Source organism: Pseudoalteromonas sp. 1181_04 (genome assembly GCF_052850545.1).
Map to the genome: position 1 here is coordinate 1 of NZ_VXCS01000007.1, position 15,767 is coordinate 15,767.

18 protein-coding genes are annotated in these 15,767 nt (G+C 40.8%); 4 read left to right on the forward strand and 14 right to left on the reverse strand.

What is annotated here, in order from left to right:
* Window positions 1-165: 165 nt before the first annotated feature.
* From FW757_RS07045 to FW757_RS07105, 13 genes are all read right to left on the reverse strand, one after another.
* A complete protein-coding gene (locus FW757_RS07045; RefSeq protein WP_446441045.1) occupies window positions 166-1,305 on the reverse strand; it encodes a PepSY-associated TM helix domain-containing protein in 1,140 nt (379 codons plus the stop codon).
* Window positions 1,306-1,379: 74 nt separating this feature from the next.
* Window positions 1,380-1,553 carry a TonB-dependent receptor gene (locus FW757_RS07050; protein WP_182759572.1) on the reverse strand — a complete coding sequence of 58 codons (174 nt, stop codon included), beginning with the start codon at window positions 1,551-1,553 and terminating at the stop codon, window positions 1,380-1,382.
* 223 nt (window positions 1,554-1,776) lie between these two features.
* Complete coding sequence (nqrM, locus tag FW757_RS07055; RefSeq protein ID WP_149982042.1) at window positions 1,777-1,989, reverse strand: (Na+)-NQR maturation NqrM; 213 nt, start codon at window positions 1,987-1,989, stop codon at window positions 1,777-1,779.
* 84 nt (window positions 1,990-2,073) lie between these two features.
* Window positions 2,074-3,105, reverse strand: a complete 1,032-nt coding sequence (locus FW757_RS07060; protein ID WP_149982043.1) for an FAD:protein FMN transferase — start codon at window positions 3,103-3,105, stop codon at window positions 2,074-2,076.
* A gap of 97 nt (window positions 3,106-3,202) precedes the next feature.
* The gene (gene nqrF / locus FW757_RS07065) at window positions 3,203-4,432 is read right to left on the reverse strand and encodes an NADH:ubiquinone reductase (Na(+)-transporting) subunit F (protein WP_145241329.1); all 1,230 of its coding nucleotides are present in this window, start codon (window positions 4,430-4,432) and stop codon (window positions 3,203-3,205) included.
* A 19-nt stretch (window positions 4,433-4,451) separates the two neighbouring features.
* Entirely contained in the window at window positions 4,452-5,060 is a 609-nt protein-coding gene (gene nqrE, locus FW757_RS07070; RefSeq protein WP_145241327.1) for an NADH:ubiquinone reductase (Na(+)-transporting) subunit E, read from the reverse strand.
* Window positions 5,061-5,070: 10 nt separating this feature from the next.
* Window positions 5,071-5,703, reverse strand: a complete 633-nt coding sequence (locus tag FW757_RS07075) for an NADH:ubiquinone reductase (Na(+)-transporting) subunit D (RefSeq protein ID WP_145241325.1) — start codon at window positions 5,701-5,703, stop codon at window positions 5,071-5,073.
* On the reverse strand, window positions 5,703-6,467 hold the full coding sequence (locus tag FW757_RS07080; protein ID WP_145241323.1) for a Na(+)-translocating NADH-quinone reductase subunit C: 765 nt from the start codon (window positions 6,465-6,467) through the stop codon (window positions 5,703-5,705). The genes FW757_RS07075 and FW757_RS07080 overlap by 1 nt, the downstream gene beginning before the upstream one ends.
* The gene (locus tag FW757_RS07085; RefSeq protein WP_145241321.1) at window positions 6,460-7,662 is read right to left on the reverse strand and encodes an NADH:ubiquinone reductase (Na(+)-transporting) subunit B; all 1,203 of its coding nucleotides are present in this window, start codon (window positions 7,660-7,662) and stop codon (window positions 6,460-6,462) included. The genes FW757_RS07080 and FW757_RS07085 overlap by 8 nt, the downstream gene beginning before the upstream one ends.
* Before the next feature lie 4 nt (window positions 7,663-7,666).
* Window positions 7,667-9,010 carry a Na(+)-translocating NADH-quinone reductase subunit A gene (locus FW757_RS07090; protein WP_145241319.1) on the reverse strand — a complete coding sequence of 448 codons (1,344 nt, stop codon included), beginning with the start codon at window positions 9,008-9,010 and terminating at the stop codon, window positions 7,667-7,669.
* A gap of 376 nt (window positions 9,011-9,386) precedes the next feature.
* The gene (gene fabV / locus FW757_RS07095; RefSeq protein ID WP_182740360.1) at window positions 9,387-10,580 is read right to left on the reverse strand and encodes an enoyl-ACP reductase FabV; all 1,194 of its coding nucleotides are present in this window, start codon (window positions 10,578-10,580) and stop codon (window positions 9,387-9,389) included.
* A gap of 100 nt (window positions 10,581-10,680) precedes the next feature.
* Window positions 10,681-10,992: a BolA family protein gene (locus FW757_RS07100; protein ID WP_145241315.1), complete on the reverse strand. Its 312-nt coding sequence runs from the start codon at window positions 10,990-10,992 to the stop codon at window positions 10,681-10,683.
* 73 nt (window positions 10,993-11,065) lie between these two features.
* Window positions 11,066-11,659 carry an alpha-ketoglutarate-dependent dioxygenase AlkB family protein gene (locus FW757_RS07105; protein WP_182719114.1) on the reverse strand — a complete coding sequence of 198 codons (594 nt, stop codon included), beginning with the start codon at window positions 11,657-11,659 and terminating at the stop codon, window positions 11,066-11,068.
* A 42-nt stretch (window positions 11,660-11,701) separates the two neighbouring features.
* On the opposite strand from FW757_RS07105, the gene FW757_RS07110 reads away from it, so the two are divergent.
* Genes FW757_RS07110 through FW757_RS07125 form a run of 4 tightly spaced genes read left to right on the forward strand, consistent with a single transcriptional unit; the run spans window position 11,702 to window position 15,453 of the window.
* Entirely contained in the window at window positions 11,702-12,850 is a 1,149-nt protein-coding gene (locus FW757_RS07110) for a methyltransferase (protein WP_446441046.1), read from the forward strand.
* Between the two features lie 2 nt (window positions 12,851-12,852).
* Complete coding sequence (locus FW757_RS07115; protein WP_182731490.1) at window positions 12,853-13,407, forward strand: YajG family lipoprotein; 555 nt, start codon at window positions 12,853-12,855, stop codon at window positions 13,405-13,407.
* 2 nt (window positions 13,408-13,409) lie between these two features.
* Window positions 13,410-14,030, forward strand: a complete 621-nt coding sequence (locus FW757_RS07120) for a peptidylprolyl isomerase (RefSeq protein ID WP_446441047.1) — start codon at window positions 13,410-13,412, stop codon at window positions 14,028-14,030.
* Window positions 14,031-14,073: 43 nt separating this feature from the next.
* Complete coding sequence (locus FW757_RS07125) at window positions 14,074-15,453, forward strand: AmpG family muropeptide MFS transporter (protein ID WP_446441048.1); 1,380 nt, start codon at window positions 14,074-14,076, stop codon at window positions 15,451-15,453.
* Between the two features lie 66 nt (window positions 15,454-15,519).
* On the opposite strand, the gene FW757_RS07130 is transcribed toward FW757_RS07125, so the two are convergent.
* Complete coding sequence (locus tag FW757_RS07130; RefSeq protein ID WP_016708680.1) at window positions 15,520-15,759, reverse strand: helix-turn-helix domain-containing protein; 240 nt, start codon at window positions 15,757-15,759, stop codon at window positions 15,520-15,522.
* Between the last annotated feature and the right edge of the window lie 8 nt (window positions 15,760-15,767).

The following is a 15,767-nucleotide window of genomic DNA, read 5'->3' on the forward strand; positions in this document are numbered from 1 at the left end:
GCTGCAAACCCGTTTTAATGCGCAAGGAATAGATTTAAACCGCGATGCTAAAGTGTGGAGCTAAAGCACACTTTTTACTACGCAACGATAAACACATCGAATACGCCGTATTAGGTAGTCAACTTATAAAACTTTAAATTTAAGTACGTTAGGTAAGCCCTGTTCTCAGGGCTTGTTATTTTTTGCGATCTTTTTGGCTGTATTTTTACGTAGGTAATAACGATACCAACCTAGCCAAGCCAACACTAAGCTTGCCAACGAGGCGATGATCCACAGAACTTTAAGGCTTAGCCCACCTACACTGCCATTATGCAAGGGATGTAGCCAGTTTTTGATTTGGTTACTTGTTCCTTGCTGCCTAAGATCGAAGACCTTCACTACCTCACCTGAGCGTGGGTTAATATCAATATAACTGTTTGGAAAGCGTGTCGATTTATCATCACTTACCTGCATGCGCAGTCGATAATAGCCTTGGTTTACGCTGGGAGTTTCTATCCATGCAAGTCGCGCTTTAGGCAGTTGTGTTTGTGCTATTTTCACAGCCTGAGTAACACTAATTTGCGGGTTTGAAAAAGTTAACTGTGGTGCTGGTCTTGCAGCACTTTCGACTTCACCCAGTGCCCAGCCAAGCAAGCCATTGGTCTCTTTGGGAAAGGCTAGCATCGCACCGGTACTAGTAAGAATAAACAAGGGTAACAACATCACTAAACCGATTGTTTTATGCCAATCGTACATGTGTCCTAATAAAGCAGCGCGGCGCTTAAAACGCAATTGCCTCAACCAAAAACCTGACTTAGGCCACCACGCAACTAAACCTGTGAGTAATAAGAGCGCGCTGCCAATTCCAAGGTAACCGACAATAATTGTCCCTGTATTGCCAAGTAGTAAAGTAAAGTGCAAGTTATACAGCCAAGTTACTAGGTAATCGCCCCAAAATGACTGTCTGAGCAAGGTGCTGCCATCAGCTGACAACCACACCATCATAGGTGCAAAATTCTGCCCTTGAGTCTCTTGAGGGTTATAATAGCGCGCCGGAATGAATTGTTGTTCAGGGGTCACTTCAAACCGCCACGGTCCCAGCTTATCTGGATACTGCATGCGTAATGTTTTTAATGCAGTGTTGTAATCACACGGTTGCTGCGCTGCATTTGCTAATTCCGGATACAACCAGGTATCTATTTGCGGATAATAAACAAGTGCAGCTCCTGACAAGCAAAGGATCACAAAAAACATGCCAAGGCTTAACCCCAACCATAGATGGAGTCGCCTTGCCAACTTGCGCCACGCGAGTAACTGCTTACTCATTAATACTTAAACTTAATTGCAACAGATATAGCACGACCTTGTGCTGGGCTATGCAGAGTTTACGAGTCATCCCACTATACATATTCATAATACTCATCAGTTAAATTATCAACTTGCGTGCTTAACATCAGTGCCGAATTAACGTCATAAGTTGCTTTAAGACTAAGTTGTGTAAAGTCACCATATCGTCCTTGGCTATTACTTAGTGCTAATTCGTAATCAGAAAGTGCACGCAGTTTCGCAGCCAAGTTTAATTGCGTTGTTAATTAAGTTGTTAATTGATAATCAATGCCTGCAGTGAATAAACGATTAGGAATACATCATATTATACAGTCCATACGAGCTTCACTGGGTGTGACATATTGTCGCAGTGGTCGATTACTTGCCACATTTTAGCCGTAAGTGGGCATTAAAAAAGCGCCTGTTATTAAAGAGGCGCTTTTTAATGTATATTTGCTAGCTATCACGAGCTTATAATATTTGGTTTTCTTTCCAAACTTGCTCTTTTGCCATACGCTTTTTGCGTTTGTCGCATGGGTCATCACAATCACAGGCTTTATCAATGCCTACAGAGCCTAAACCACCACAGCTGCTGGCCATAGATTTCTTTTGCACTATCATGCCCACAGCCATCGCTGCGACAATTAAAAGCAGTAAACCAAACGTAAGAAGAAAAAGTGACATTGCTTAGCCCCTATTGATCAGCAATAAAATAATGCTTGATGATAATCACCAAGCTGTTGCTATTATAAACTGATTTAAACCGCGCTACAAATAGGGTTTAAATGCAGGGCTCGAATAAGTCACTAAGCCATCTTTTGATTTGCCGATCAGATAAACCGGTAAATCATTTTTTTCAGCATAGGCTTTGGCTTTATCCATCCCCATCACAGTCAGTGCTGTTGCAAGGCCGTCAGCTGTCATCGCTGATGGATGCAATACAGTAACCGATACTAGATCATGGCGACTTGGCATACCGGTTGCCGGATCAATTAAATGGCTATAGGTAATACCATCCATCTCATAGTAAATGCGATAATCTCCCGATGTCGCAATGCCGTTATTACCCGGCGCTAATACACGGTGCACTTTACGCACACCAGGCTCAGCATCCGGTTGCTCAATAGCGATACGCCAATCTTGATCATTCGGTTTTTTACCTGATACACGTAACTCACCACCAATCTCAACCATATAATCAGTTAAGTCATGGCTTTCTAATAATTCAGCTACTTTATCTATCCCATACCCCTTTGCAGTAGAAGAAAATGATAATTCTAACCCCGCTACTGTTTTCGCCAGGCCTTGCTCAGTCAGTATTAGTTTATCAACCCCAATTTGTGCAACCATGGCTGCGAGCTCTTCATCTGTTGGACGTTTTGTTGGTTTTTTATCAGGACCAAAACCCCATAAATCAATCAGTGGTCCCATGGTCACATCAAGAGTCTTAGTAGACTCTCCTAAGCGGATGGACTCGCTTACAACTGCTCTAAAATCACGGCTAATAGGCATAACTTGACCTGCGGGAAGACGATTAAAAGTGTTGATTTCAGAATCATCAATATAAGTCGACATTGATTGATTTATATCTTTGAGCAACAGAGTTACTTCTGGTAATAAATTTAATGAATCCAGCTTTTGTTGCTTGGCGAAGACCTTAATATGGTAAGTAGTACCCATAGTTTTACCTTCAAGGTATAACTCTTGGGGCTCATCATTTTGGCCACAGCCACTAATGAGTAAAGTGAGGGTAAGAAAAAAGATGGCAATCATGCCTTGTCGGTGAAAAACTCTATTCATAGCAGCCTACTTAAGTAATGGAAATAAAAAAGCCCCGTAACATATATTGCTACGAGGCTGATATTCTAACCAAAACTAAACTGTTTTGATACGGGTGTTAGCCACCGAAATCATCTAGTAAGATATTTTCGTCTTCAACACCTAAGTCTTTCAACATAGTGATAACAGCGGCGTTCATCATTGGAGGACCACACATGTAGAACTCACAATCTTCTGGCGCTTCGTGATCTTTAAGATAGTTCTCAAATAACACGTTATGGATAAAGCCAGTATAGCCTTCCCAGTTATCTTCTGGTTGTGGATCTGAAAGCGCGGTATGCCATACGAAGTTATCATTTTCAGCCGCTAGGCCGTCAAAATCTTCAACATAGAACATTTCACGCTTAGAACGTGCACCATACCAGAAACTCATCTTACGCTTAGAGTTCAAACGCTTAAGTTGGTCAAAGATGTGTGAACGCATAGGTGCCATACCAGCACCACCACCTACAAATACCATTTCAGCATCAGTATCTTTTGCAAAGAACTCACCAAATGGACCAGAGATAGTTACTTTATCACCTTCTTTAAGTGACCAAATGTACGATGACATTTTACCACAAGGTAAGCTTAAATCTCTTGGCGGCGGCGCAGCGATACGCACGTTAAGCATGATGATGCCTTCTTCTTCTGGGTAGTTAGCCATTGAGTAAGCACGAATTGTTTCTTCGTCTACTTTTGACTCCAGCTTGAAGAAACCAAAATGGTTCCAATCGCCACGATACTCTTCTGGTACATCGAAATCAGCATATTTAACGTGATGCGCAGGGGCTTCAATCTGAATATAACCACCGGCACGAAACGGTACTGACTCGCCATCAGGGATCTGTAGTTTAAGTTCTTTAATGAAGGTTGCTTTGTTATCGTTAGAGATAACTTCACAATCCCATTTTTTAACACCGAAAATTGACTCTTCAAGTTCAATTTCCATATCGTTTTTAACATTTACCTGACACGCTAAACGACAGCCTTCACGGGCTTCACCTTTAGAGATGTGATCAAGTTCTGTTGGTAAGATATCGCCGCCACCAGAATGAATGTGTACACGACACTGACCACAAGAGCCACCGCCACCACATGCAGATGATACGAAAATACCTGACTCAGATAACGCGCCTAAAAGCTTGGTACCTGCAGATGTTGTAATGGCTTTGTCTGGATCGCCATTTACGCCAATGATGATGTCACCGCTTGCAACTAACTGAGATTTAGCACCAATGATGACTAAAACTAGCAGTACAACGATAGCGATGAAAACACCAACGCCTAAGAAAATCTCATAACTCATGATTTATCCTCGCTACCTATTAAAGTGAAATGCCAGAGAATGACATAAAGCCAAGACCCATCAAGCCAACAGTGATAAAGGTAATACCTAAACCACGTAAGCCGTCTGGCACGTCTGAATATTTCATTTTCTCACGGATACCAGCAAGCAAAGTAATTGCTAGCGCCCAACCCACACCAGAACCGATACCATAAACCACTGATTCAGTGAAGTTATAGTTACGTTCAACCATGAAAGATACCGCACCAAAGATTGCACAGTTAACTGTGATCAATGGTAGGAAGATACCTAACGCGTTATAAAGTGCTGGGAAGAACTTATCTAATGCCATTTCAAGAATTTGTACAAGTGCCGCAATAACACCGATAAACGTCAAGAAACGTAAAAAGCTAAGATCCGCGTCAGGATAACCAAGCCACTCAAGTGCACCAGGTGCAAGAACCGCATGATAAACCAAGTTGTTAACTGGTACTGAGATACCCAATACCACGATAACTGCCACACCTAGACCGATAGACGTTGTAACTTTCTTTGATACTGCAAGGAAAGTACACATACCTAGGAAGAAGGCCAAAGCTAAGTTTTCAATGAAAACTGCTTTTACGAATAAACTAATATAATGTTCCACAGTCTGCCCCTTACCCTTTCGCTTCTACTTGGTCTTTCTTATAAGTACGAAGTACCCAAATGAATAAACCAATGATGAAGAATGCACTAGGCGGTAAAATCAATAGACCCATAGGTTGATACCAACCACCATCTTGTACAAGAGGGATGATTTCAACACCAAATAATGACCCTTTACCAAATAGTTCACGAATAAAGCCAACAGTCAGTAACACTACTGAGTAACCTAAGCCATTACCGATACCATCAAGGAACGACATTACTGGCGGCGACTTCATTGCGTATGCTTCTGCACGACCCATTACGATACAGTTAGTAATGATTAGACCAACGAATACAGACAACTCTTTCGCCGTAGCATAAGAGAAGGCTTGTAATACTTGGTCAACAACGATTACCAATGATGCAATAATGGTCATTTGCACGATAATACGTACAGATGACGGGATCTGGTTACGAATAATTGAGATAAAGAAGCTTGAGAACGCTGTTACCAAGGTCAATGCGATTGACATGATTAAAGCATTTTTTAAGCTCGACGTTACCGCAAGCGCAGAACAAATACCAAGTACTTGTAATGCGATTGGGTTGTTTGCCAGTACCGGACCAAATAGGACCGACTTCATTTCTTTAGTATCAGCCATTATTTCAACGCTCCTTCACGTACTCTCGCAAGGAAAGGACCAAAGCCGTTTTCGCCAGTCCAAAAGTCAACTGTGTGATCAACACCATTTGAAGTTAAAGTTGCACCAGATAAACCATCAATTTGATGATCATTTTTAGCGCCGCTTTTTACTACATCAATAGGTAGCTCTTTGCCACCCCATTTAGCAGTCCATTGTGGATTTTGAATTTCCCCACCTAGACCTGGTGTTTCACCGTGCTTATAAAAGTTAATATCTTTAATTGTCTCGCCATCGCTTTCAAGCGCTAAGAAACCATACATAATACCCCAAAGGCCATAACCTTGGATTGGTAAAATGATAGCATCTGTAGAACCGTCTGCTTTTTTCGAGATATATGCAGGAGACTCATGAGTCATACGCTGAATACCAGCGATATCCTTAATGCCCTCTGCTTTTAATGCAAAGCTAATTTTTTGATCAAACTTGCTTTTTTCAAAATCGAAAGCGTCGATTTTAGCCTGAACTGCTTCGCCAGTTTGAGACTCACCTGTTTCCATATTAACTAGGCGAGTTTCGATCTTAGCTTTAAAAGTTTCTGATACAGAACCAGACACATCAATGCCCGCAGCTGCCAAGATATTTTTTTGAATATCTTGCGTTTTGTTAGCTTGCTGTAAAGGGCGAAGCTGAACTGAAGCAAACGATACGATGATTGCACACACTAAACATAGTGCTACAACAACGCTTAGCGTTTTGCCGATTGATTCGTTATTACTAGACATTACGTGCCAACCTCCGCTTGATATTAGCTTGCACTACGAAGTGATCGAACAATGGTGCAAATAAGTTAGCAAATAAGATTGCTAGCATCATACCCTCAGGGAATGCAGGGTTAATTACACGGATCATTACTACCATCACACCAATTAGTGCGCCATATGCGAACTTTGCTTTGTCAGTAAATGCTGCAGACACAGGGTCTGTCGCCATAAAGAACATACCAAAAGCAAAACCACCAAGTACAAAGTGCCAATGCCAAGGCATTGCAAATACTGGGTTAGTATCAGAACCAACAGCATTTAATAAGAATGCAGTTGCCACCATACCCAAGAATACACCTAGCACGATGCGCCATGAAGCAATACGTACGTAAATGAGGAATAAGCCACCAACTAGCAATGCAAGTGTAGATGTCTCACCTACTGAACCTTGAATGAAACCATAAAACGCATCCCACCAAAGAGCCATGTTGCTGTAATCAAGTGAACCAACAAACGCTTGACCTAGCATAGTTGCACCAGAGAATGAATCTACTGCGGTCCATACTGTGTCACCTGAAATTTGTGCAGGGTATGCGAAGAATAAAAACGCACGACCCGCTAATGCAGGGTTTAAGAAATTACGACCAGTACCACCAAAGATTTCTTTAGCGATTACTACACCGAATGTAATACCTAGTGCAACTTGCCATAAAGGAATGGTTGCAGGTAGGATAAGCGCGAATAACACAGACGTTACGAAGAAACCTTCGTTAATTTCATGCTTACGCACTGAAGCAAATATAACTTCCCAGAAACCACCTACAGCAAATGTAACTGCGTAAATAGGTAGGAAGAAACATGCGCCATAAAACATTTTAGCGCCCCAGCCGGATTCAGCAGTTAATTCACCACCAAATATCTGGAACAGGCCAACTTGCCAAGAATTTGCTAGTTCAAAACCTTGTGCTAATGCACCAGCGGCCTGATGACCGATATTGAACATACCAAAAAACATTGCAGGGAACGTCGCCATCCACACTAAAATCATCATGCGTTTTAGGTCGATGTTATCACGAACGTGTGTCGCGCCTTTATTTACGTGACCAGGGGTATAAAAAATAGTTGCAGCTGCTTCATACAGCGCATAAAACTTTTCATGTTTACCACCGGCTTCAAAATGCGGCTCGATATCTTCTAGAAATTTCTTTAAACCCATCTCTCTAGCCTTCCTTCTCGATCGTAGTCAAGCAATCGCGTAGGATTGAACCATACTCGTATTTGCCTGGACAAACGAAGGTACATAACGCTAAATCTTCTTCATCAAGTTCAAGCGCCCCTAATGAAATTGCACTATCCAAATCACGGGCAATTAAGTCACGTAATAAAGGCGTTGGCAAAATATCTAAAGGCATAACACGCTCATAGCTACCAAGTGGTACCATGGCACGTTTTGAACCACCTGTTGACGTTGTCATTTTAAATAAACGACTCGGTGTTAGGTGTGATAAGAAAGTACGTGTTACAGAGAATTTATCTGTGCCTGGAGCAATCCAACCAAACAACTCTTTTTCGCGACCTTCAAGTAATACCGATACTTGAATGTGGTAACGACCTAAGAATGCTTGAGGACCTTGTGAAGTAGCGCCCGCTAAAACAGAGCCAGAAATAACACGGTTATCGCCGTCTTCTAATTCGCCTGCAACTAAATCATCTAAAGCAGCACCCAGTTGAGTTTTCACTAAACGTGGGTTTTTAACACGCGGACCAGCAAGAGAAATCACACGGTCTGTGCTAATTTCACCAGTTAGGAATAAGTGACCAAAGGCAATAACGTCTTGGTAACCGATATGCCAAACTTGCTTGCTTACCGATACTGGATCTAAGTGATGGATATGTGTGCCAACAAGGCCAGCCGGATGTACGCCACCAAACTCATGTACTTCTACTTGAGGAATTGATGAGCTAGGTACTTGGCTACCTGCTTGTTTACAAACAAATACCTTACCATCAGTCAGACGTGATACCACAGCTAAACCTGCTTCAAATGCTTGTACATTTTCAGCAATAATCACTGCAGGATCTGCAGCAAGAGGGTTAGTGTCGATAGCCGTCACAAAGATCGAACTAGGATTTGCATCCACAGCTGCTACTTTGCTGAATGGACGAGCACGTAATGCTGTCCATTGACCTGACTGGATTAGTACTTCTTTGGCTTTTTCACGATCGAGACTCGAAAGTTGCTCAGTCGAGAAAGCGTCAAAGGTGATTTGCTCACTGCCGTTTATTTCAATAACGACAGATTGCAGCACACGTTTTGCACCACGATTAATTTCTTTTACTGTACCAGCAGCTGGAGCAGTAAATAATACACCTGGGTTCTTTTTGTCTTCAAAAAGTACCTGGCCTTTTTTAACTTGGTCATCCACACGAACATGCATGGTTGGACGCATACCAATAAACTCTTCACCTAGCACAGCTACACGTTTGACGGTAGAACCATCATGAATAACTTGCTGAGGCGCGCCCTCTATGGGTAAGTCCAGACCTTTTTTTATGTTGATCATACGCACTTGCACTACATTAACGGAAAGAAACTGAAAAATCGTACCGACCACGTCGCTTTTCTTGATAACCCTAAGCCAAATTCAAGATAACGAAGAACCGCCTGTTTAAATTACAAAACAAGCAACGCAGTAAAATTCCTCACATATATTGCCCGAATTTTAACATCAATCAGGGTCACTATGCGAGTGTAATTATGAAATTTATACGACAGGAGCAGTTATTTAACCTATTAGCCGCATTTGAATAAAATTCAATATAGACCAAAGTGCTATTGCTTGCGAGGTGGGATGGAAATTAATCCGCTAAATAACGATAAAGTAAAATTTATCAATAAAAAAAGTCGCCATAGCGACTTTTCAAATAAACATGGCTGAATTAATCAATCATGTTAGCTATAGCGGCAACTGGATCGACATCTTGTTCATAATCAACAGCATCAATACCAAACCCAAATAAACGTAAAAACTCATTGTGGTAACCCACGTAATCAGTTAATTCGTCTATTGTTTCTGTGGTTACGCTGTCCCACACAGTTTGAATACGCGCTTGTACATCATCTTCCAGCTCTTTGTAGTTTTGGAATAAATGACCGCCGTCATCAAAGCGTGGTGAGTCTCCATAAAGGTTCTCAGTAAATAACGCGTGAATTTGCTCGATCGTGCCTTCATAGGTCCCATCCGCTTTCATTACTTTAAATAGCGCTGAAATATAAAGCGGCATAATAGGAATTGCAGAACTTGCTTGGGTGACCACTGCATTTAATGATGATACATAAGCTTCACCGTTTAATGCTTTAGTTGATTCTTTGATTGCTACGGTTGCGCGATCTAAATCTTCTTTCGCTTTACCAATAGTCGCGTGACCGTAAATTGGCCATGTTAGTTCTTTACCGATATAAGTATAAGCACTGGTTTTAAAGTTATCAGCTAGTACATCAGCCTCTTTTAATGCATCAATCCACATTTCCCAGTCTTCGCCGCCCATCACTTTAATAGTGTTATCAATATCATCTTGGTTTGCAGCTTCTACGGTAATAGCATCAATTTCACGTTTTGAGGTGTTTAAGTTTTTAGTCGTAACAGAGTTACCAATTGGCTTAAGCGTTGATGAGTAAACTTCGCCGGTATTTGGATCAGTTCGACGCGGCGATGCAAGGCTGTATATAACTAGGTCTACTTTGCCTAAATCCGCTTTAATTGTATCAATCGCTTTTTGTTTGATTTCGTTAGAGAACGCATCGCCATTAATATTTTTTGACCATAAACCTTCAGCGTCTGCGGCCGCTTGAAATGCAGCAGTATTATACCAACCTGCAGAACCGGTTTTACGCTCAGTACCTTCTTTTTCGAAGAAAACACCTAAAGTTTTAGCACCGCCACCAAATGCAGCAGTAATACGAGATGCAAGGCCATAGCCAGTTGAAGCACCGATAACTAATACATTTTTAGGGGCATTTTTTAATGCGCCTTGTTGTTTTACATAGTTAATTTGTTCTTGTACGTGCTCTGCACAACCTACTGGGTGGGCGTTAGTACAAATGAAACCGCGAATTTTAGGCTTAATGACCATTGATCATCCTATATTTATCTCAATAAAAATTAGCGCTAGTTTAAAGGCTAATTGTAAAAATACAGGTCTGATGAGTTTTGTGTACTATCAGACCTTGCCGTTAATCTAATTTAGAGCCACCTAAACAAGTCGGTGAGTCAGCAACCTGACCACTTTGCTCTGTAAATTCATCAGGAGTAAAAGTATGAATAGCCAATGCATGAATATGATTCGCTAACTCATCTTTTAGCACTTCATTAATTTGACGATGGCGTTGCAATAAACGTTTACCGCTAAACTCTTCACTTACTACAATCACTTTAAAGTGTGAATCGCTACCACGACTATGCATATGGCTTTCGTTCACCACATTAAGGTGCTTACACGCAATCGCATCAGCTAACTTGCTTTCAATCTGTTGTTGCATTGACATAAAACACTCATATTTTACTGGTTATTTATGTGCTTACTATATCAAGGCCACTACTATAAAGGCCAACAAATATTCATTTTTGAAAAATTGTTCGAAAAGTTAAGTTGATTCGAGGGTGTGCCAAACGTGTTTGTTTAGGAAGCGCATGTAGATATTGTTGCTGGCTAAGTCCATTCATAACCAAGCAACTCCCGCTGTGTAACGTAAGCGAAGTGACTTCCTTGGTTACTTTATGTTTTATTTTAAATACTCGTTCAGCCCCTAATGAAATCGATACAATAATAGGCTCATGGCCAAGTTCTGCTTCATCATCGGCGTGCCAGCCCATGCAATCATTCCCATCACGGTATAAGTTAACTAATAAGGCATTAAATCCAACATCAAATTGTTTATTTAATCGTAGTCGCATGGCATCTAATACATCAGGCCATGGTTCAACATTTAATGTCGAACCGGAATAACCGTAACGTACACCAGCATCAGCAATAAAACATTGCATACGTGGAATGGGATTCGTTTTCCCAAACACGGTCGTTTTTGGTTGCTGCCAAGTCAGTGAGTCGCGTAAATAGTAGAATAAATCGAGACTTTTTTGCGCACTTAACGCTTTTGCTTGGTAGTAAAAGCCATTTGGTAACATATGGGGGTTGGCCTTTTGCCGTTGCATGTTAGAATTTACCTATCATTTGATTACTGATCACTAACTATTATGACCACGCAAGCACAGTTCGGCGATAAAACATTTACTCTTGAACGTTTTCCATTGGATCAAAAAAACCGTAGCTTACAAGCTTGGGATTCAGCAGACGAGTACCTAATTGACTATGTTACTGAACATTATCCTGATTGTCGCTCTTTGCTGATTTTAAATGATAGTTTTGGAGCCTTGTCTTGTTATTTTAGTAAACAACAATTAACGGTTTGTTCAGTAAACGATTCTTATATTAGCCACCAAGCGGCGGCTTACAACTTAGCAGAAAATAAAATACCAAGCACCGCATTTAGCCAGCTAGATAGCTTATCGGCTTTGCCTGAACACGTTGATTTAGTTATTTTAAAAGTGCCACGCACATTGGGCTTCTTGCAATATCAATTATCTGAGCTCAGCGAAGTACTCGCACCTGGCACTCCGGTTATTGGCGCAGCAAAAACCAAAGATGTACATAATTCAACAATTAAAGCTTTCGAGCAATTTATTGGTGAAACTAAAACTAGTTTAGCAGTGAAAAAATCTCGCCTAATTATTAGCCAAGCGGAAGGTGGTTATAAAGCTGCTGATTTTCCTGTTAATTGGCCTCTTGAAGGCACTGATTTTACCATTAGTAATCACGCCAATGTGTTCTCGCGGGATTCTCTGGACATTGGTGCACGGTTCTTTTTTGACTTTTTACCACAAACCAATAAAGCAAAAAGTATTATTGATCTAGGTTGCGGTAATGGTGTGGTGGGTTTGATGACACTCGCACGCTGCCCTAACGCTGAAGTTACCTTTGTGGACGAATCATATATGGCGGTTGAATCAGCACGATTAACTGTAGAGCTCAATATGGAAGATAAGTTTGAGCAATGCCGCTTTATTGAAAATGATTGCTTAACGGGCTTTGAACGTGAAAGTGTCGATATAGTGTTATGTAATCCGCCTTTTCACCAAGCACAAGCCGTGACAGATCACATTGCATGGCAAATGTTTAAACAAGCCAAAGACACATTAAAAAATGGCGGAGAATTACGTATTATTGGTAACCGCCACCTGGACTACCATGACAAACTAAAACGTATGTTTGGCAATTGTGAATTACTTGGTTCAAATAAAAAGTTTGTAGTATTAAGTGCCACTAAAAATAATGGAATGCTATAGCTATGATGAAATATGTTTTACCTTGTTGTGCTTTATTATCACTGTCGGCTTGCAGTAGTCAGCCTAATCAATTGATCTTAAATCCGCTCTATCAAGGTGGCAAATTAAGCTCAATTAATCAAAGTTTAAGTACCAGTGTTATTGATCTTAGAGGTGACCCAGCAACATTAAAATTAATAACCTCAGACAAAACCCAAACAATTGCCAGCCAAGGCCTTACTGAATCAATTAAAAGTGCCCTTGATAGCGCTCTTAGCCGAAACGGTGCAAGCATTTCAAATCTTGCGACTACTCGTTTTGAAGTTGATATTCATACACTGCAAGCCGTAGTAACTGAAAAAATGATGTCGCATACCAGCAATGCAAAGATTGAATTAGGTGTGCGTGTTATTCGCAGCGATAGTAACTTCAGTAAAATTTACCGTGGTAATGCAAGCCTTGAAGGACCACTAGGTCACGATAGAGCAAAAATTGAAGGACAACTCAATAAGTTGACTGAGCAGTTAATTACCCGCATGGTATCAGACCCTGAATTACTCGCATTTTTAGAAGGTTAACCATGAAACGTCTATTTTTATTATTTATATTAGTGCAACTTAGCCAAACCGCAATGGCAGCGACCGAAGGACGCTTTGTGCAAAAAAACAATATGTTCCCACGAGTTGAAATAACTACCACAATGGGGAAAATCATAGTCGAGATGGATCGCTCAAAAGCCCCTATCACCGTCAATAATTTTTTAACTTATGTGATGGATGGCAGCTATAAAGGCACCGTATTTCATCGTGTTGAACGTGATGTAGAAAACGACCGAGACTTTGTCATTCAAGGTGGTGGTTACGATAGAAACTACGACGGCGTTTATGAAGGCGAACCTATCTTTAATGAAAGCGGTAACGGTTCAAAAAACGATATGTATAGTATCGCCATGGCCTATCAAGATCGTCAACCTCATTCTGGTACTCGTCAGTTTTTCTTTAACATGGACAATAACGACCACCTAAACCCAGGTAAAGACTGGGGCTTTGCCGTGTTCGGTATGGTAATGGAAGGCTACGAAACGCTTGATAAAATCATGCAAGTTGAAACGGGATTTAATGAAAAAATTGGTTATGACTTTGTACCAAAAACCCCGGTTGTTATTTTAAATATAACTGTATTAGAGCCAACCCCACTATAACAATAAAAATAGCGGCCAAACCGCTATTGCCAATGAAGGCGTTATGACTAAAAGCTTGTCGGTATCAGAATATTTTTCGTACTTTAAAGATAAACGACTTATAAATGTGTTTATTTTTGGTATGAGCAGCGGTTTTCCTTGGGTCCTCATAGGCTCCGTGATGTCTGCGTGGCTAAAAGATGAAGGCCTCAGTCGCAGCATGATTGGCTTATTTGGTATTGTATTTGGTGCTTACAGCATTAATTTTTTATGGTCACCCTTAGTCGATAGGATAAAGCTGCCGTTGCTATATAACTGGCTAGGCCAGCGCCGTAGTTGGATACTATTTTGCCAATGCTTTATTTTGCTGGGAGTTATTTTACTGGCAGGATTAGACATCACCGCGCATTTAGCCATCGCAGCTGCGTTATGCTTATTAATTGCTATCGCCTCAGCGACTCAAGATATTGCTATTGATGCTTTTCGTATCGATACCCTAAGTGAAAACGAAAGCCATAAGGCAACCGCAGCAGCAGCAATGGCTACTTCTGGTTGGTGGAGCGGTTATGCACTGCTAGGTGCTATCCCGTTTTATATGGCAGATATGCCAAGTATTGACTGGCCACAAGTGTATTACTTTTTAGCTATTGTGATGTTATTACTTATGAGTTGTGTATTTTGGGCAAAAGAACCTGAATCTAACCGCGAAGTTGTACATGCAGAACTAGAACGTATTTATCGGCAAAAACTGGCGCTTGGTAAGCAAACACAATTAACTAAAGTTGCGGCATGGTTGGCTGTTACTGTACTTGATCCTTTTAAAACATTCTTCGCGCGTAATGGCGTGAAGACTGCACTTACGCTGCTCGCTTTTATCTTTTTATTTAAAATTGGTGAAGCATTTCTGGCCCGTATGTCGATTGTGTTTTATAAAGAAGTCGGCTTTTCAAATACTCAAATAGCAAACTATTCAAAGCTCGGCACGGGGCTTATCACCATTGTGTTCGCATTTTTAGGCAGTATTTTTAATCACAAGTACGGCATCGTTAAAGGTTTGTTTATTAGCGGTGTGGCAATGGCTGCTTCTAACTTAATGTTTTCTTGGATCGCTCTCGCAGGCCCGCAAGAACACTTGTACGCAATGGCAATTGTCGTCGATGGCTTTACTCAAGCATGGTCATTAGTTGCTATGGTAGCATTTATATCTATGCTATGTGATCGCGCTTTTAGCGCAACACATTATGCTTTATTAGCGTCATTGGGAAATTTAGGACGAACCTTACTTTCAAGTTATAGCGGTGTGGTGATTGATGATTGGTTAGGTGGAAATTGGTCGTTATTTTTTATTTTGACTGCCCTGATGGTAATACCATCACTAATATTCTTATATCTTATTCGGCATAAATTGTATGAATTAGAAAATAGTTATCACGGTAGGAATTAATAAGGGAAAGAAATCATTTCACATCAATGAGAGCGCTTCCCTGCGCTTACAAAAAGAAACTAAATATTAGTCTTCTTTTAATAAGCCTAAACCTTCATACGGGTCGACTTCTAATGCATCACAATAACGTAAAAATTCAATTACGTCTAAACGGCGCTCTTGGTTTTCAATTTTGCCAATAAATGAATGTGGTGTACCAAGTACTTGAGCAAGGCTACGCATTGTGTGACCTTTCTCGTGACGCTTAGTTTTAAGCCACTTGGTTAGTTTTGAGTTTTCTTCAGAAGAAACTGTTTTACCCATCATAAAAAACA

Bases quoted from the DNA above. Each gene is read 5' to 3' on its own strand.
- FW757_RS07045 (WP_446441045.1), bottom strand. From the start codon at position 1,305: ATGAGTAAGCAGTTACTCGCGTGGCGCAAGTTGGCAAGGCGACTCCAT.
- nqrM (WP_149982042.1), bottom strand. From the start codon at position 1,989: ATGTCACTTTTTCTTCTTACGTTTGGTTTACTGCTTTTAATTGTCGCA.
- FW757_RS07060 (WP_149982043.1), bottom strand. From the start codon at position 3,105: ATGAATAGAGTTTTTCACCGACAAGGCATGATTGCCATCTTTTTTCTT.
- nqrF (WP_145241329.1), bottom strand. From the start codon at position 4,432: ATGAGTTATGAGATTTTCTTAGGCGTTGGTGTTTTCATCGCTATCGTT.
- FW757_RS07075 (WP_145241325.1), bottom strand. From the start codon at position 5,703: ATGGCTGATACTAAAGAAATGAAGTCGGTCCTATTTGGTCCGGTACTG.
- FW757_RS07080 (WP_145241323.1), bottom strand. From the start codon at position 6,467: ATGTCTAGTAATAACGAATCAATCGGCAAAACGCTAAGCGTTGTTGTA.
- FW757_RS07085 (WP_145241321.1), bottom strand. From the start codon at position 7,662: ATGGGTTTAAAGAAATTTCTAGAAGATATCGAGCCGCATTTTGAAGCC.
- FW757_RS07090 (WP_145241319.1), bottom strand. From the start codon at position 9,010: ATGATCAACATAAAAAAAGGTCTGGACTTACCCATAGAGGGCGCGCCT.
- fabV (WP_182740360.1), bottom strand. From the start codon at position 10,580: ATGGTCATTAAGCCTAAAATTCGCGGTTTCATTTGTACTAACGCCCAC.
- FW757_RS07100 (WP_145241315.1), bottom strand. From the start codon at position 10,992: ATGTCAATGCAACAACAGATTGAAAGCAAGTTAGCTGATGCGATTGCG.
- FW757_RS07105 (WP_182719114.1), bottom strand. From the start codon at position 11,659: ATGCAACGGCAAAAGGCCAACCCCCATATGTTACCAAATGGCTTTTAC.
- FW757_RS07110 (WP_446441046.1), top strand. From the start codon at position 11,702: ATGACCACGCAAGCACAGTTCGGCGATAAAACATTTACTCTTGAACGT.
- FW757_RS07115 (WP_182731490.1), top strand. From the start codon at position 12,853: ATGATGAAATATGTTTTACCTTGTTGTGCTTTATTATCACTGTCGGCT.
- FW757_RS07120 (WP_446441047.1), top strand. From the start codon at position 13,410: ATGAAACGTCTATTTTTATTATTTATATTAGTGCAACTTAGCCAAACC.
- FW757_RS07125 (WP_446441048.1), top strand. From the start codon at position 14,074: ATGACTAAAAGCTTGTCGGTATCAGAATATTTTTCGTACTTTAAAGAT.
- FW757_RS07130 (WP_016708680.1), bottom strand. From the start codon at position 15,759: ATGATGGGTAAAACAGTTTCTTCTGAAGAAAACTCAAAACTAACCAAG.